The organism is Pseudomonas sp. H3_E04 (assembly GCF_054668915.1).
Genome location: NZ_CP162797.1, coordinates 5578659 through 5595016, shown reverse-complemented (window position 1 = coordinate 5595016; position 16358 = coordinate 5578659). Strand labels below are relative to the sequence as shown.

The 16358-nt window shown below is 61.2% G+C and carries 14 protein-coding genes; 1 reads left to right on the top strand and 13 read right to left on the bottom strand.

Going from position 1 to position 16358, the window contains the following annotated elements; genetic code table 11:
- Positions 1-144: 144 nt before the first annotated feature.
- From AB4N53_RS25070 to AB4N53_RS25010, 13 genes are all read right to left on the bottom strand, one after another.
- A complete protein-coding gene (locus tag AB4N53_RS25070; protein ID WP_460124387.1) occupies positions 145-474 on the bottom strand; it encodes a hypothetical protein in 330 nt (109 codons plus the stop codon).
- The gene (locus tag AB4N53_RS25065; protein ID WP_460124384.1) at positions 471-1376 is read right to left on the bottom strand and encodes an alpha/beta hydrolase; all 906 of its coding nucleotides are present in this window, start codon (positions 1374-1376) and stop codon (positions 471-473) included. The genes AB4N53_RS25070 and AB4N53_RS25065 overlap by 4 nt, the downstream gene beginning before the upstream one ends.
- A 152-nt stretch (positions 1377-1528) precedes the next feature.
- Complete coding sequence (locus AB4N53_RS25060; protein ID WP_166554750.1) at positions 1529-2779, bottom strand: flavohemoglobin expression-modulating QEGLA motif protein; 1251 nt, start codon at positions 2777-2779, stop codon at positions 1529-1531.
- 195 nt (positions 2780-2974) lie between these two features.
- The gene (locus AB4N53_RS25055; RefSeq protein WP_016771505.1) at positions 2975-3688 is read right to left on the bottom strand and encodes a TetR/AcrR family transcriptional regulator; all 714 of its coding nucleotides are present in this window, start codon (positions 3686-3688) and stop codon (positions 2975-2977) included.
- 105 nt (positions 3689-3793) lie between these two features.
- Positions 3794-5296, bottom strand: coding sequence for a lysine--tRNA ligase (gene lysS, locus AB4N53_RS25050; RefSeq protein WP_076566067.1), 1503 nt, complete (start codon positions 5294-5296; stop codon positions 3794-3796).
- A 79-nt stretch (positions 5297-5375) separates the two neighbouring features.
- Positions 5376-6471, bottom strand: a protein-coding gene (gene prfB, locus AB4N53_RS25045; protein WP_099758102.1) for a peptide chain release factor 2 whose coding sequence is annotated in 2 segments (ribosomal slippage) — positions 5376-6398 and positions 6400-6471 — 1095 coding nt in all. Because the reading frame shifts where the segments join, the coding sequence is not laid out codon by codon here.
- Positions 6472-6673: 202 nt separating this feature from the next.
- Positions 6674-7675 (bottom strand): diguanylate cyclase domain-containing protein, encoded by a 1002-nt coding sequence (locus tag AB4N53_RS25040; protein ID WP_460124380.1) that lies wholly within the window; start codon positions 7673-7675, stop codon positions 6674-6676.
- Positions 7676-7723: 48 nt separating this feature from the next.
- Positions 7724-8734, bottom strand: a complete 1011-nt coding sequence (gene cheB, locus AB4N53_RS25035; protein ID WP_460124377.1) for a chemotaxis-specific protein-glutamate methyltransferase CheB — start codon at positions 8732-8734, stop codon at positions 7724-7726.
- A complete protein-coding gene (locus AB4N53_RS25030) occupies positions 8731-10986 on the bottom strand; it encodes a response regulator (protein WP_460124374.1) in 2256 nt (751 codons plus the stop codon). Before AB4N53_RS25030 ends, cheB begins: the two co-directional genes overlap by 4 nt.
- Positions 10983-11666: a chemotaxis protein CheW gene (locus tag AB4N53_RS25025; protein WP_460124371.1), complete on the bottom strand. Its 684-nt coding sequence runs from the start codon at positions 11664-11666 to the stop codon at positions 10983-10985. The genes AB4N53_RS25030 and AB4N53_RS25025 overlap by 4 nt, the downstream gene beginning before the upstream one ends.
- Positions 11663-12934 (bottom strand): CheR family methyltransferase, encoded by a 1272-nt coding sequence (locus tag AB4N53_RS25020; RefSeq protein ID WP_460124368.1) that lies wholly within the window; start codon positions 12932-12934, stop codon positions 11663-11665. The genes AB4N53_RS25025 and AB4N53_RS25020 overlap by 4 nt, the downstream gene beginning before the upstream one ends.
- The gene (locus tag AB4N53_RS25015; protein WP_460124365.1) at positions 12931-13467 is read right to left on the bottom strand and encodes a chemotaxis protein CheW; all 537 of its coding nucleotides are present in this window, start codon (positions 13465-13467) and stop codon (positions 12931-12933) included. The genes AB4N53_RS25020 and AB4N53_RS25015 overlap by 4 nt, the downstream gene beginning before the upstream one ends.
- Positions 13467-15089: a methyl-accepting chemotaxis protein gene (locus tag AB4N53_RS25010; RefSeq protein WP_076566055.1), complete on the bottom strand. Its 1623-nt coding sequence runs from the start codon at positions 15087-15089 to the stop codon at positions 13467-13469. The genes AB4N53_RS25015 and AB4N53_RS25010 overlap by 1 nt, the downstream gene beginning before the upstream one ends.
- 708 nt (positions 15090-15797) lie before the next feature.
- On the opposite strand from AB4N53_RS25010, the gene AB4N53_RS25005 reads away from it, so the two are divergent.
- The gene (locus AB4N53_RS25005) at positions 15798-16313 is read left to right on the top strand and encodes an Hcp family type VI secretion system effector (RefSeq protein WP_007949952.1); all 516 of its coding nucleotides are present in this window, start codon (positions 15798-15800) and stop codon (positions 16311-16313) included.
- Positions 16314-16358 lie beyond the last annotated feature (45 nt).

Below are 16358 nucleotides of genomic sequence, written 5' to 3'. Positions count from 1 at the left end.
TGACTTGATCAGGCGGGGCTTTTTCATGCGCGACCAGAAATTCCTTGTGGGAGCGAGCCTGCTCGCGAAAGCGGAGTGTCATTCACATCAATGTTGAAGGTGAATCCGTATTCGCGAGCAAGCTCGCTCCCACATTAGATGCGGTTACTGCTGGAGTTTTTGTGGGGTTTCCTCACCCATGCAACGCACCGCTTTCTTCTGCGCGTTGACCAGCACCCCGGTCAGGCCTTTCTGTTCGGTATCAAACAGCACCAGCACGCCATCAATGCACTGCGCCACTTGCGGCGCGGGGCTCAGCGAGACTTTGTAGTCCTCGCCCGGCACGGTCTTGAGCATGGTGAATTCGCTGAGCAGCAACGCATCCTCCGGCTTGGCAAAATGCAGGTAGCCGTAGTACCAGAGCGCCCCGACGGTGCCGAGGATACTGCAGATACCGGTGATGATCAGCGGGATGGCATTACGTTCTTCAGTCATTGCGGGGTCTCATCTTCGGAATTCGGGGGCGGCGGATAGTTGGGGATTTCGCCGAGGCGGCGCAGGCCGTCGAAGTGTTCGGGATCATCGAGATAGCGCAGCATGACCTGACGCCACACCGGGTCGCCGAAGGTTTGCACATGACCGCCACGGGTCAGCTGCAACACGCGCGGCGGCGGCGCTGCCTGATACAGACGAATGCCGTTGACCATTGGCACCAGCGGATCGTCGATGCTGTGGAAGATCAGCTTGGGCACGCCCGTCAGTTGCGCCATCGAGTTGATCGCGCTGTCGCCATCCGGCACCAGCCACGACAGCGGCACCTGTAACGGCCAGGTCAGCCACGAAGTGCTGAGGGCGAATTGGCCGACACTGCGATAACTGGCCGGCACGCCATCCAGCACCAGCGCCTTGAGTTGTTTTTGCCGCTCCGGGTGCTGCGCCAGCCAATGCACCGACATCGCGCCGCCCAGACTTTGCCCGAGCAGCACCAGCGGTTTGCCTTTGACCTCGGGTGCATTGTCGAGCCAGGCGAACGCCGCGTCGATGTCCTGATAGATCGCCGGCAGGCTCGGCTTGCCTTCGGACAAACCGTAGCCGCGATAGTCGACCAGCAGCACCTGATAGCCGTTCTTCGGCAACCACCAGCTCCCGCCCAGATGCATCGGCAAATTGCCGCCGTTGCCGTGCAGATGCAGGACCGTGCCTTTGACCTCGACGCCAGGTTTGGCCGGCAGCCACCAGGCGTTGAGTTTCAAGCCATCAGCGGTGAGCAGAGTGACGGTGCGGTATTCGAGTTTGGCTTTGTCCGGGGTGAAGATCTGGCCCGGTTCAGGGTAGAACAGCAGCGAACTGCAACCGCCGAGGGTCAAGAGCAGGCAAAGAATGCCGAGGATTCTCATCCGGTGAAACCTCGCAAAGAAGAGAACTGAACACAAATCAAACCTGTGGGAGCGAGCCTGCTCGCGAAAGCGGTGTATCAGCCAACATCAATGTTGAAGGTGAAATCGCATTCGCGAGCAGGCTCGCTCCCACAAGGGGGTCGGTGCTGGGTCTAGAGGATATTGGAGTAGTCCGCCTCAATCCGGTCCAGGCTCAAATGGTTGAGGAAGTTGGAGAAACACATCCACGCCGACAACGCATTCAAGTCCCGGAACTGGTCCGGCAGATACTTCGGCGGCACCACCAGCCCTTCATCCACCAGTTGCCGCAAGGTACGCATGTCTTCCAGTGTGGTCTTGCCACAGAACAACAGCGGAATCTGCTCGAGCTTGCCTTTGCGCACGGCCAACTGAATGTAGTTGTAAACCATGATGAAGCCCTTGAGGTAGGACAAGTCTTTGGTGAATGGCAGACCGGTCGGCGTCGAGCCACGGAAAACCCGGCTGGCATTGCCGTAGCTTTCGGCCATCTCGAAACCCTGCTCGCGGAAGAATTCGTAGATCTGCAAGAAGTCCGCGCCCTCTTCGACCATATGAATTGCACGGGTGCGGTTGGTCAGTTTGCGCAGGCGACTCGGGTAGGAGGCGAAAGTAATGATCTCCATCAGGATCGCCAGGCCTTCCTGGGTCACCGTGGACGAGGGTGGGCCTTTCGACAGGAACGTGCAGATCGGCTGATTCAAGCCATTGAGCGTAGTGCCGACGTGCACCAGACCTTCGTGGACTTCCAGTGCCCGCACGTCGCGGTCGTTGAACAGCGCGTCGGTGCGAATCTTGATGTAGTCGGCGCCCGCTGCGGCGTCGGCGACGATGCCGTCGGACTCGAACACGCGAATGGTCTCTTCGGCCTCGCCGAACACTTTGTTCAGTCGGGTTTGCAGCAGGTGCACCGCGTCTTTGGCGGTTAGGATCTTCGGCTCGTCCTTGAGATCGCCGCGTCCGTCGATGTTGTTCAGGTAGTCGGACATCATCAGGCCAAGGTCGGCGAGGGTCGGGTCACCGGCGTGGAAAGCATCGGACGCCGCGCCGTACAGCTCCTGCGAGATCAGGCCGAAGTCCTCGGTGCCGCGCGCCTCGAGCATGCGCACCACCATGCGGTATTCCTTGCACATGCGCCGCATGATCTGCCCGACCGGGTTGAACTGGCCGAGCTGGCGGGTGATGTCGCGCTCGATGTTCTGGAACTCCAGTTTGACCTGGCTCGAATCGAACGACAGCGGGCGGTTGAGGTAGTAGTCGCGATCCACCGCCGGCATTTCCTTGCCTTTGGCCTTGAGGAAGCCCTTGCGCACGTTGTCGTCCCACTTGACCGCATCGAGCACGCGGATCGGCGTCTGCGCCAGCACAATGCGATCGGACAACATGCGTATCGTCTGCTGGTAATCGTCCACCCGAAACTCCTGTAGAAAACGTGACGCTTTGAATGACTGGGCGCGGGCTCCCTGCAGGAGCCGCCGAAGGCTGCGATCTTTTGATCTTGGTCTTCTAAAAGCAGATCAAAAGATCGCAGCCTTCGGCAGCTCCTACAGGGGGATCGGCGTCAGACGGACGGCATTGTGTTACACCGACGCCAATACAAGGTGCATATACCGCGTCAGAATCCCGAGCATGTCCTCTTCGGCCAACGGCTCGGCGTCGTTGAGCAGGCCCTGATATTCCATCCGCCCGATAATCGCCGTCAACACCTTGGCATCCTGCTGTGGTTCGCGCGAGCCCAGTACCTGGAACAACTGGCAGGTGCCCTGCAACAGAATCTGCTGATGCGAACGCACCAGAATGGCCAGACGCGGGTTGAGCAGCGCTTCCTGGCGGAACGCCTGTTCGGCCATCAGATGCTCGCGGCGGTTGATCAGTTGCCGGTGCACGTAATCGGCCATCAGCCGCGCGATGTCATCGGCCAGCTGCGAGCGCGACTCCGGGCTGCCGTCAGCGCTGACCACCATTTCGCGCAACAGGCCTTCGTTGTTGATCCACAACTTGGCCATGTACGCCGCGCTACGTTCAACGTATTGGGCGAAGGTATCGGTGAGCAGGTCATCGATGTCCTTGAAGTAATACGTGGTCGCCGACAGCGGCACACCGGCCTCCGCCGCGACCGCACGATGGCGCACGGCACGCACGCCGTCGCGCACGACAATGCGCATTGCGGCGTCGAGAATGTCCTGGCGACGCTGCTCACTGCCCTGTCGGCTGGCCTTGCGGCCCTGGTACTGAACACTTTCAGCGACCGCAGTGGCGATACCCGCTGCACCTTCTTGAGCTAATGCACCCATCACGACAGCACTTCCTCTACTAATTCCAAATTAACCAATTGATACATTTGTACCAGACAGGCAATAAAAAGCCGCCTGTTTTAGGCGGCTTTTTAACTGAAACGTTTACGCTTGCGGTCGCATGTGCGGGAACAGGATCACATCGCGGATCGACGGCGAGTTGGTCAGCAACATCACCAGACGATCGATGCCGATACCTTCACCGGCGGTTGGCGGCATGCCGTACTCCAGCGCACGGACGAAGTCGGCGTCGTAGTGCATGGCTTCGTCGTCACCGGCGTCCTTGTCCGCAACCTGCGCCATGAAGCGCTCGGCCTGGTCTTCGGCGTCGTTCAGCTCGGAGTAGGCGTTGGCGATTTCACGGCCACCGATGAACAGCTCGAAGCGGTCGGTGACGTTCGGGTTTTCGTCATTGCGACGGGCCAGCGGCGACACTTCGAACGGGTACTGAGTGATGAAGTGCGGCTGCTCCAGCTTGTGCTCGACCAGCTCTTCGAAAATCATCACCTGCAGTTTGCCCAGACCTTCGAAGCCCAGCACCTTGGCGCCGGCCTTCTTGGCGATGGCGCGAGCTTTGTCGATGTCGTTCAGATCATCGGCGGTCAGCTCAGGGTTGTACTTGAGGATCGAGTCGAACACCGACAGGCGCACGAACGGCTCGCCGAAGTGAAACACCTTGTCGCCGTACGGCACGTCGGTGCTGCCCAGCACCAGCTGCGCCAGCTCGCGGAACAGTTCTTCGGTGAGGTCCATGTTGTCTTCGTAATCGGCGTACGCCTGATAGAACTCCAACATGGTGAATTCAGGATTGTGGCGGGTCGAAACGCCTTCGTTACGGAAATTGCGGTTGATCTCGAAGACTTTCTCGAAACCACCGACCACCAGACGCTTCAGATACAGCTCAGGGGCGATACGCAGGAACATTTCCATGTCCAGCGCATTGTGGTGCGTTTCGAACGGCTTGGCCGCAGCGCCGCCGGGAATGGTCTGCAGCATCGGCGTTTCGACTTCGAGGAAGTCGCGCTTCATCAGGAAGCTGCGAATGTGCGCGATCACTTGCGAACGCACGCGGAAGGTCTGGCGCACGTCTTCGTTGACGATCAGGTCGACGTAGCGCTGGCGGTAGCGCTGCTCGGTGTCGGTCAGGCCATGGTGCTTGTCCGGGAGCGGACGCAGCGATTTGGTCAGCAGGCGCACGTTGGTCATTTCAACGTACAGGTCGCCTTTGCCGGAACGCGCCAGGGTGCCTTCAGCGGCAATGATGTCGCCCATGTCCCAGGTTTTCACTGCAGCCAGGGTTTCTTCCGACAGCGTCTTGCGGTTGACGTAGACCTGAATGCGCCCGGTCATGTCCTGAATCACCATGAACGAGCCACGGTTGAGCATGATGCGACCGGCAACCTTGACCGGGATTGCAGCCTCTGCCAGCTCTTCCTTGGTCTTGTCCGCGTACTGTTTCTGCAAGGCATCGCAGTAGTTTTCGCGGCGGAAGTCGTTCGGGAAGGCATTGCCCTTGGCGCGCTCGGCAGCAAGCTTTTCCTTGCGCAGGGCGATCAGGGAGTTTTCTTCCTGTTGCAGGGCTTGCGGGTCGAGTTGTAGGTCGCTCATGTCTTTAAGTATTCCATCAGGTTCGTTGCCCCCAGCCTTCGGCTGGGGATCGCGGGCGAGCCCGCTCCCACAGAGGGTGTTACAGGCCGGATTTCAGGCTCGCTTCCAGGTACTCGTCGATGTCGCCATCGAGCACCTTGTCGCAATCGCTGCGTTCGATGTTGGTACGCAGATCCTTGATCCGCGAGGCATCGAGCACGTAAGAGCGGATCTGGTGACCCCAGCCGATGTCCGACTTGGTGTCTTCCAGCGCTTGCGAGGCGGCGTTGCGCTTCTGCATTTCCTGCTCGTACAACTTGGCCCGCAGCATTTTCATCGCGGTGTCCTTGTTGGCGTGCTGGGAACGCTCGTTCTGGCAGCTGACCACGGTGTTGGTCGGTACGTGGGTGATACGTACGGCCGAGTCGGTGGTGTTTACGTGCTGACCACCGGCACCGGAGGAACGATAGGTGTCGATCCGCAGGTCTGCCGGGTTGATTTCGATTTCCACCTTGTCATCGATCTCTGGCGAGACGAAAACAGCGGAGAACGAGGTGTGACGACGGTTGCCGGAGTCGAACGGGCTCTTGCGCACCAGACGGTGCACGCCGATCTCGGTACGCAGCCAGCCAAAGGCGTATTCGCCCTTGATGTGCACGGTAGCGCCCTTGATCCCGGCGACTTCACCGGCGGACAGTTCCATGATGGTCGCGTCGAAACCGCGTTTGTCGGCCCAGCGCAGGTACATGCGCAGCAGGATGTTGGCCCAGTCCTGCGCTTCGGTGCCGCCGGAACCGGCCTGGATGTCCAGGTAGGCGTTGTTCGGGTCCATTTCATGGCTGAACATGCGGCGGAATTCCAGCTTGGCCAGATTTTCCTCGAGACGGGCCAGCTCGGCGACGACATCGCCCACTGCGCCTTCGTCGTTCTCTTCGACGGCCATGTCCAGCAGGTCGCGGCAATCGGCCAGACCGCCGTTCAGTTCGTCGAGGGTGTCGACGATCTGCGCCAGCGCGGCACGCTCGCGGCCCAGCTCCTGGGCGTATTCAGGTTTGTTCCAGACACTCGGATCTTCAAGCTCGCGATTGACCTCGGTCAGACGCTCATGCTTTTGATCGTAGTCAAAGATACCCCCGAATAGTTTCGGAGCGCTCGGACAGGTCCTTGATGGTGTTCAGGATCGGGTTGATTTCCATGACGGGCAGCACTCGTTGGCGAACTTTTGAAAGCCGGCGAGTATAACGTAAACAGGCTGTCGCGGCAGCCCGTCTGGCGGGTGTGGGGGTGATTCACTTGACACAGTCTCACTGTAGGAGCTGCCGAAGGCTGCGATCTTTTGATTTTGCTTTCAAGATCAAAAGATCGCAGCCTTCGGCAGCTCCTACCAGGATCGCGGGCCTATTCGATCCCGACCTGATTACGCCCGTTGTTCTTGGCCAGATACAACCCGCGATCCGCCGCCGAAATCAGCAGCCGGCAATCGCTTCCGGACTGCGGCACCATGGTTGCCAGACCAATGCTGATGGTCAGACTGGAGCCTTCGGTCGGCGTGTTATGGGGAATCTTCAACGCCGCCACAGTCTGGCGCAGCTTCTCTGCCAACAGCCGCGCGCCGCCCGGCGAAGTGTTCGGCAGGACCAGCACAAACTCCTCGCCGCCATAACGCGCCGGCAGGTCCGACGGGCGCGCGCTGGCGTCACGGATGGCTGCGGCGACCTTGCGCAACGCTTCGTCGCCTTCAACGTGACCGAAACTGTCGTTGTACGATTTGAAGTAATCGACGTCGATCATCAGCAGTGAAAGCTGCGTCTGATCGCGCAGCGAACGGCGCCACTCCAGTTCCAGGTACTCGTCGAAGTGGCGGCGGTTGGACAGCCCGGTCAGGCCATCGGAGTTCATCAGCCGTTGCAGGACCAGATTGGTGTCGAGCAATTGCTGCTGGCTGACCCGCAACGCACGGTACGCGGCGTCGCGTTGCAGCAACGTCATGTAGGACCGCGAGTGATAGCGGATGCGCGCGACCAGTTCGATGGTGTCCGGCAGTTTCACCAGGTAATCGTTGGCGCCGGCGGAGAACGCCGCGCTTTTGATCAGCGGGTCTTCCTTGGTCGAGAGGACGATGATCGGGATGTCCTTGGTCGCCGGGTGATTGCGGTATTCGCGCACCAGGCTCAGGCCATCGAGGCCGGGCATCACCAGATCCTGAAGGATCACCGTCGGCTTGATCCGCACCGCCTGCGCGATCGCCTGCTGCGGGTCGGAGCAGAAGTGGAAGTCGATGTTTTCCTGATTCGACAGCCCACGGCGCACCGCTTCGCCGATCATCGCCTGATCATCCACCAACAACACCATGGCGGCGTTCTCGTCGGTTTTAATGTCGTCGATCTGTAAATCATTCATGAGCGGTCACCTGAGTACTGCGGGGGCCTGGATTGCCGATCAACCTGTTCATTTGGGGAAAATCTCCAGCAATCGTGGCGCTATCTTTTCCAGCGGGCGGATTTCCACCGCGGCATCGATCGCCGCGGCGGCCTTGGGCATGCCGTACACCGCACTGCTGTGCTGATCCTGCGCAATGGTCAAATAACCCTGCTGGCGCATGAGCTTAAGCCCTTGCGCGCCATCGCGCCCCATCCCGGTCAATAAAACCCCGACGGCGTCACCGTTCCAAAAACTGGCGACGCTCTCGAAAAACACATCGATAGAGGGGCGATAGATCTCGTTGACCGGTTCGGCGGTGTAGGCCAGCGTGCCGTTTTTCAACAAGCGAATATGGTGATTGGTCCCGGCCAGCAGCACCGCGCCACTTTGCGGCGGCTCGCCTTCACGGGCCAGACGCACATCGAGGCCACTGGCGCTGGCCAGCCATTCGGCCATGCCGGCGGCGAACACTTGGTCGACATGCTGCACCAGCACGATCGCGGCGGAAAAATCTCTCGGCAGGCCTTTGAGCAACACTTCCAGCGCCGCCGGCCCACCCGCAGACGACCCGATCGCCACCAGCCGCTGGCGTGACGGCGAACTGCGCGGCGAACTCGGCGCCGGGCGCGCACGTGGCGCCTTGTCGCCGATCAGCCAGCCGATGTTGAGGATCTTGCGCAACAACGGCGCCGCCGCTTCCTGGGCATTGCCCGCGCCGATCGCCGGGGTGTCGACCACGTCCAGCGCGCCGTGGCCCATCGCCTCGAACACACGGTGCACGTTCTGTTGACGGTCGACAGTGACGATGACAATCGCGCACGGCGTCTCGGCCATGATCCGCCGCGTGGCTTCGACGCCGTCCATGATCGGCATGATCAGGTCCATCAAAATCAGGTCTGGCGTGCACTCGGCGCAGCGTTGCACCGCCTCGGCGCCGTTGCTGGCGACCCAGATCACCTGATGCGCCGGCTCGAAGGCCACCGCTCGGCGCAGGGCCTCCACCGCCAGGGGCATGTCGTTGACGATTGCGATCCTCATGCCCGCGCTCCTCCGATGAGCTCGACCACTGCATCGAGCAGGGCGTCGTCATGAAAACTGGCTTTGGCTAGATAATAGTCGGCGCCGGCGTCCAGTCCACGGCGGCGGTCTTCTTCGCGATCCTTGTACGACACGACCATCACCGGCAGCGATTGCAGACGGTTGTCGCGGCGCAGCAGCGTGACCAGCTCGATGCCGTCCATGCGTGGCATATCGATGTCGGTGATCAGCAGATCGAAGTTCTCCGAACGCAGCGCGTTCCAGCCGTCCATGCCGTCCACCGCCACCGCGACGTCGTAGCCACGATTGAGCAGCAGTTTGCGTTGCAGTTCGCGCACGGTCAGCGAATCGTCGACCACCAGCACCCGTTTGCGCGCGGCTTCGGCAGCTTGGTTGCCATGACGAGCGATGCGCTCCAGGCGCCCGGTGTTGAGCAGCTTGTCCACCGAACGCAGCATGTCTTCGACATCGACGATCAGCACCACCGAACCATCATCGAGCAAGGCCCCGGCGGAGATGTCCTGAACCTTGCCCAGACGCTCGTCCAGCGGCAACACCACCAGCGTGCGCTCACCCACGAAGCGCTCGACCGCCACCCCATAAATCGCTTCGCGCTCGCGGATCACCACAACTTTCAGGGTAGCGCCATCGTTCTGGCTGGCCGGGCGATTGAGCAATTGGCTGGCGGCAACCAGGCCGACATGCTGGCCTTCGTGCCAGAAATGCTGACGCCCCTCAACCTGCACGATGTCTTCCGGGGCCAGATCGCACATGCGTTCGATGTGCGCCAGCGGGAACGCGTAAGCCTCTTCGCCGACCTCCACCACCAGACTGCGCACAACCGACAAGGTCAGCGGCACTTCCAGATGGAAACGGCTGCCCTCGCCTGCCGTCTGCTCCAGCACCACGGCCCCACGCAACTGGCGAACCATGTGCTGAACAGCGTCGAGACCGACGCCACGCCCGGACACTTCGGTGACTTTGTCGCGCAGGCTGAAGCCCGGCAGAAACAGGAAGGTCAGCAGCTCCTCTTCGCTCAACTGCGCTGCGGTTTCGGCTGGTGATAACTGCCGTTCAACGATGCTGCGGCGGACTTTCTCCAGATCGACACCACCGCCGTCATCGCTCAATTCCAGCACCAGCAAACCGGCCTGATGGGAGGCGCGCAGGCGAATCAGGCCCTCTTCCGGCTTGCCTTTGAGCAGGCGTTGTTCCGGGGTTTCGATGCCGTGATCGACAGCGTTGCGCAGCAAGTGAGTCAGCGGCGCTTCGAGCTTTTCCAGCACATCGCGATCGACCTGGGTTTTCTCGCCTTCGATCTCCAGGCGCACTTGTTTGCCGAGGCTGCGGCCAAGGTCGCGAACCATGCGCGCCTGCCCGCTGAGCACGTCGGCGAACGGGCGCATGCGACAGGCCAGCGCGGTGTCATAAAGCACTTGTGCGCGCTGACTGGCCTGCCAGGCGAACTCGTCGAGTTCGGCGTTTTTCTCGCTGAGCAATTGCTGCGACTCGGCGAGCAAACGTCGCGCATCTTCCAGCGACTCGAGCGCTTCCAGGCTCAGCGCATGCTCCTTCAGGTGCACATTGAGATTTTCCAGCGCGCGCAGGCCATTGTTCTGCATGCGCTTGAGGCGCTGCATGGTCGCCAGATGCGGCTTGAGACGCTGGGTTTCCACCAGCGATTTGCTCGACAGATCGAGCAGGCTGTTCAGGCGTTCGGCAGTGACGCGCAAAACGCGCTCGCCGCCTTCGGTGGTGCGTTTGTTTTTACGCGGGGCCGGCTCGACGGGCTCTTCAACTATCGGCGCTGGCTCGATCGACAACTCGGCCATCGGCGGCGTGGCAACCACAGCGGCTGGCGCCGACGGATCGAGCAAACGCCCCATCAGCGCCACGTAGGCATCAATGTCCACAGGTTGCGGCGCATTGGCCGGCGTGGCGATGCGCATCAGCAGATCGGTGCCCTGCAGCAATGCGTCGATGTGCTCGGGCCGCAGCAACAAACGGCCTTCCTGCGCACTGACCAGGCAATCTTCCATGACGTGGGCGACGCTGACGCCGCTGTCGATACCAACGATCCGCGCCGCGCCCTTGAGCGAGTGCGCCGCGCGCATGCACGATTCCAGTTGATCGGCCTGGGTCGGGTTGCGCTCCAGCGCCAGCAACCCGGCGCTGAGCACTTGGGTCTGGGCTTCGGCTTCGAGGCTGAACAGTTCGAGCAGTGAGGCGTCGCGCATTTGCTCGGGGGTCATGTCAGGCTCCGGGTCACGGCGGACAACAGCTGTTCTTCATCCAGCCAGCGCAGGCTGCGACCACGATATTGCAGAACGCCACGGGTGTACTTGGCACTGGCCTGCGCACCGGACTGTGACGCCGCGTCGAGGATGCGTTCGTCGATGGCATGAATGCCGTCAACCTCATCGACCGGCACCACCACCGGCCCGCCATGGGCGGCGATGATCAGCATGCGCGGCATGACTCGCCCGCCGCTGGCCGGCGCAACGCTGCCGTCGAGGTCGAGCAACTCCACCAGCGACAGACACGCGACCAGTGCGCCACGGACATTGGCCACACCGAGCAAGGCCCGCGAGCGCTGGTGCGGCAGGGAATGAATCGCCTGTAACGGCGCGACTTCGACGAGGCTGCGCGTTGCCAATCCGAGCCATTCCTCGCCGAGGCGGAACATCAACAGCGAGCGGGTCTTGACGTCGATTTCGACTTTGCTGACCACCGCTTCGCGCTGATCCTGCTGCAACGAATAGCGGTCGAGCAGGCGCGTGGCGGCGGCGGAATACACCGAGCAGTTGCGGCAATGGATGTGCTCTTCCAGCAACGGGCAGGACTTGTCGCCATGAATGCCGATGCGATTCCAGCAATCGTCGATGGCGCGGGCGTCTTCGTGGGTAACGTTCAAGGTGTCGGACGCGCTCATCGTTTACGCTCACTGTCGGCGGTGCGCCCGCTACGGGCGGCGCGCTCCTGCAATCGTCGGGCACCCGCCGTGTCACCCTGGGCCTGCAGCAACGCGGCCAGGTGCATCAACGCTTCGGGGTGTTGCGGTTCAAGGTACAAGGCCTTGCGGTAATAACCCTGGGCTTCGAGGCTCAAGCCGGCGACATCGCTGAGCAGGCCAAGCCAATAGAACACCTGCGCCACCGGCTCATGGCTGCGCAGATAGTATTCGCACGCGGCACGGGCCTCGGCGCTTTTGCCTTCGTTGGCCAGTGCAGCGATTTGGGCCAGCAATGTCGCGGCGTCGGGGTTGGCAGTTTTTTTCGTTACCGGCAAAGGCGTCACGGCAGCGAAGGGCCGGTTGCGCACTGGCGCTGGCGGCGCGCCGCGCATTGGTTGGCTGGCCGGCACGGCGACCGGTTTAGGCGTCGGCAGCGGTTCGGGGAGCGGCTCGCTGTGACGGCTGAAAGCGAACGACTGCGGGATGCCGATCGAGCGCATGCCCAAACGCCCGAGCAGACTGCCCTCCGCCGGGCCGATAAACAGCACGCCGTCGACATGAGTCAGGCGCTTGAGCACTTCGAACACCTGCTTCTGGGTCGGCTGGTCGAAGTAGATCAGCAGGTTGCGGCAAAACACGAAATCGAAGGCAGGCTCGTTCGCCAACAGCGTTGGATCGAGGACATTGCCGACCTGCCAGCGCACTTGTTCGCGAACGTATTCGTTGACCCGGTGGCCGTCCTGCTCGGCAAAAAAATGTCGTTCGCGGTATTCCAGATCCTGACCGCGAAACGAGTTCTTGCCATACACCGCACGCCGCGCCTTTTCCACCGAAAGCGGGCTGATGTCCATGCCGTCGACCTTGAATTGATGCGGCTGCAATCCGGCATCAAGCAAGGCCATGGCAATCGAGTAGGGTTCTTCGCCGGTGGAGCACGGCAGGCTGAGGATGCGCAAGGCACGCATATTGTTGAGTTCTTTAAGCCGAGCTCGCGCCAGTTTGCCCAGCGTCGCGAAGGATTCCGGGTAACGGAAAAACCACGTTTCCGGGACGATCACCGCTTCGATCAGCGCTTGCTGTTCATCCCGCGAGCCTTGCAACAGCTGCCAGTATTCGTCGGCGTGGGCGGCTTGGGACAACGTCGTGCGCTGGCGCACGGCACGCTCGATGATCGCCGCGCCCACCGACGCGACATCGAGGCCGATGCGTTCCTTGAGGAAATCGAAAAAGCGCTGATCACCACTCATGGCTGCGCCTCTAACTGCGCCGGATCACGCGGCGGATCGGGGAACAGCAAACCGCGCACGGCGTCATCGAGCAAGTCATTGACCCGCACCCATTGCAGCAATCCCTGCGCATCTTCGCGCACCGGGCCGAGGTACGGTGCCTCGCGGTTGTCGAGGCCGTAGGGCTGGAAATCCTGCGGATGACAGCGCAGCGTGTCGGTGGCCTGTTCGAGAATCAGCCCGAGCCATTGCGCTGGTTGCGATTGCTCCGGCTGATAATTGACCAGCACCAGCCGCGTGCTGGTGCGCGCCTCGGCGGGCTGACCGAAAGTGAGCGCGCTGAGGTCGATCACCGGCACCACCGCCCCGCGATAGGCGAACACCCCGGCCACCCACTGCGGCGCCCGGGCAATCGGTTTCAGCGGCAGGCGCGGCAGCACTTCGGCCACTTCCGTGGCGCGCAGGGCGTAGCGTTCGCTGCCGATGCGAAACAGCAGGAACAGCGCCGGCTTCGCCACTGGCGCACTGCCTCGTTTGGCGATGATTTCGCTCATCAGACTTTGAATCGCGAAACGCCGCTGCGCAGGCCGACGGCCACCTGGCTCAGTTCGTCGATAGCGAAACTGGCCTGACGCAGCGACTCGACGGTCTGGCTGCTGGCATCGCCCAACTGCACCAGCGCATGGTTGATCTGCTCGGCGCCAGTGGCCTGGGCCTGCATGCCTTCGTTGACCATCAGCACGCGCGGCGCCAGCGCCTGCACCTGATGGATGATCTGCGACAGCTGCTCGCCGACCTGCTGCACTTCCGACATACCGCGGCGTACTTCTTCGGAAAACTTGTCCATGCCCATCACCCCAGCCGACACCGCCGACTGGATCTCGCGAACCATCTGCTCGATGTCGTACGTGGCCACGGCGGTCTGATCGGCCAGACGCCGGACTTCGGTGGCGACTACGGCAAAACCGCGACCGTACTCGCCGGCCTTCTCGGCTTCGATCGCCGCGTTGAGTGACAGCAGGTTGGTCTGGTCGGCCACCTTGACGATGGTCACCACCACCTGATTGATGTTGCCGGCCTTCTCGTTGAGGATCGCCAGTTTGGCGTTGACCAGATCCGCTGCGCCCATCACCGAGTGCATGGTGTCTTCCATGCGTGCCAGGCCTTGCTGGCCGGAGCCGGCGAGCACCGAGGCCTGATCGGCAGCGGTGGACACTTCGGTCATGGTGCGCACCAGATCCCGCGAGGTCGCGGCGATCTCCCGGGAGGTTGCGCCGATTTCGGTGGTGGTCGCTGCGGTTTCGGTGGCGGTGGCCTGTTGCTGCTTGGATGTGGCAGCGATTTCGGTCACCGAGGTGGTCACCTGCACCGAGGAGCGCTGGGCCTGGGATACCAGCGACGTCAGCTCGGTCATCATGTCGTTGAAGCCGGTTTCGACCGCGCCGAACTCGTCCTTGCGATCAAGGTTCAGGCGCGAACTCAGATCACCGGTGCGCATGATGTCGAGGATGGTCACGATGCGGTTCATCGGCGCCATGATCGCGCGCATCAACAGCAGGCCACAGAGGCCGGCGGCCAGCACCGCGACCAGCAGGGAAATGACCATGCTGACTTTGGCCGTTGCTACGGCGTCGTCGATGTTGGCCATGGCGTTATCAGCGACGACTTTGTTCTCGCCAATGATGTCGTTGAGTTTCATCCGCCCGGTGTACCACGCCGGGGTCAGTTTCTCATTGAACAGCTTGATGGCATCGGCTTCCAGATTGCGCTTGTGCAGGTCCAGCACGGCATCCTGAATCTGCATGTAGGTATCGTGGTACTTCTCGAACAGGGCGAATTCGGAACGGTCTTCATCGGTGGCCATGGTCTTGCGATAGCTGGCCATGTGTTCTTGCAGACGCGCCTCGAACGCCTTGTAGTCGGCAGCGTCTTCACTGGAAACGCCCTGGCCTTCCTTGAGGCCAAGCAGTTTTTGGGTCTGCAAATAACTGTCGACCCAAGCGCCGCGAATCATCGAGCTGTAATAGACGCCGGGGATGGCATCGTCGCGCACGCTGTTTTCACTGGCCTCGATCTTCAACAACCGCGAGTAGGACAGCACCACCATCAACAGCATGATGGCGATAATCACCGCAAAGCTCGCCAAAATGCGTTGGCGCAACGTCCAGTTCTTCACAGTGAATCCTCGTGCCTGATCGAAATGCGGGGAGTATAGCCGAGGGCGGTGTTTCATTTATAAGACGCTTTCCAACCCGCATTTCGCGCGCACCTGTAGGAGTGAGCCTGCTCGCGATAGCGGAGTTTCAGTCACCCCATGCTTTGCCTGACCCACCGCCTTCGCGAGCAAGCCCGCTCCCACATATTCCGGGGTGGGCTCCAGGTTGCGGGCAAACCACAAATCCGGTGTAGGAGTGAGCTTGCTCGCGAAAGCGGTGTGTCAGTCGCCGATGTTTTGCCTGAACAGACGCCTTCGCGAGCAGGCTCGTTCCCACAGGTTTTGCGGCTTAAGCCAAATTCGGGCAACCCATAATTCCCTTGTGGGAGCGAGCCTGCTCGCGAAGCAGACACCTCGGTCCCGGCAAATACCAACTGCGCAAGAAGTTGCGCAGTTGGTCGTAATATTTCAGGGGTGAATTGCCCTGCAGCCCGCGCTGGGCAAGCCCTGCAGCCAAGTGCGCAAGAAGTTGCGCAGTACTGCGCAACTTCTTGCGCACTTTCTCCCGGTTATCCCGGTGAAAATCGCCGCGAAAGATGACCGACCAGCGTGGCGCCCCCGTCATCCGGGCACCGCGCAGAACCTGGCACGCTCCTTGATAACTCTCAGCCACCCACCGGGCGATTTCGCCTCCGGGCACCCTAACCTTATCCGCAAGGAGAGCACCCCATGGCAACACCAGCGTACATGTCGGTTACCGGCGAAAAACAAGGCCTGATCACTGCCGGCGCTTTCACCGCCGACTCCGTTGGCAACACCTACCAGGAAGGCCACGAAGACCAGGTCATGGTTCAGGCGTTCACCCACGACGTGATCATCCCGCGTGACCCGCAATCCGGTCAGCCAACCGGTCAGCGCGTACACAAGCCAGTTGTGATCACCAAGGTCTACGACAAGGCTTCGCCACTGCTGCAAGCAGCTCTGACTTCCGGCGAGCGCATGAGCGAAATCGTTATCCAGTGGTACCGCACTTCGGCTCAAGGCACCCAAGAGCACTACTACACCACCAAACTGGAAGACGCGATCATCGTCGCCATCAACAACAAAATGCACAACTGCCAGGATCCAGGCAACGCGCACTTCACCCACCTGGAAGAAGTGCAGTTCACCTACCGCAAAATCACCTGGACCCACGAAGTATCCGGTACTTCGGGTTCCGATGACTGGCGTGCTCCAGTCGTTTAATTACGGCTGACCGTTACACGCATCGGCCAGCTCTGCTGGTCGATG

Excerpts from the sequence above, each read along its gene's own strand:
- AB4N53_RS25070 (WP_460124387.1), bottom strand. The coding sequence starts at position 474 with ATGACTGAAGAACGTAATGCCATCCCGCTGATCATCACCGGTATCTGC.
- AB4N53_RS25065 (WP_460124384.1), bottom strand. The coding sequence starts at position 1,376 with ATGAGAATCCTCGGCATTCTTTGCCTGCTCTTGACCCTCGGCGGTTGC.
- AB4N53_RS25060 (WP_166554750.1), bottom strand. The coding sequence starts at position 2,779 with ATGTTGTCCGATCGCATTGTGCTGGCGCAGACGCCGATCCGCGTGCTC.
- AB4N53_RS25055 (WP_016771505.1), bottom strand. The coding sequence starts at position 3,688 with ATGGGTGCATTAGCTCAAGAAGGTGCAGCGGGTATCGCCACTGCGGTC.
- lysS (WP_076566067.1), bottom strand. The coding sequence starts at position 5,296 with ATGAGCGACCTACAACTCGACCCGCAAGCCCTGCAACAGGAAGAAAAC.
- AB4N53_RS25040 (WP_460124380.1), bottom strand. The coding sequence starts at position 7,675 with ATGAATGATTTACAGATCGACGACATTAAAACCGACGAGAACGCCGCC.
- cheB (WP_460124377.1), bottom strand. The coding sequence starts at position 8,734 with ATGAGGATCGCAATCGTCAACGACATGCCCCTGGCGGTGGAGGCCCTG.
- AB4N53_RS25030 (WP_460124374.1), bottom strand. The coding sequence starts at position 10,986 with ATGACCCCCGAGCAAATGCGCGACGCCTCACTGCTCGAACTGTTCAGC.
- AB4N53_RS25025 (WP_460124371.1), bottom strand. The coding sequence starts at position 11,666 with ATGAGCGCGTCCGACACCTTGAACGTTACCCACGAAGACGCCCGCGCC.
- AB4N53_RS25020 (WP_460124368.1), bottom strand. The coding sequence starts at position 12,934 with ATGAGTGGTGATCAGCGCTTTTTCGATTTCCTCAAGGAACGCATCGGC.
- AB4N53_RS25015 (WP_460124365.1), bottom strand. The coding sequence starts at position 13,467 with ATGAGCGAAATCATCGCCAAACGAGGCAGTGCGCCAGTGGCGAAGCCG.
- AB4N53_RS25005 (WP_007949952.1), top strand. The coding sequence starts at position 15,798 with ATGGCAACACCAGCGTACATGTCGGTTACCGGCGAAAAACAAGGCCTG.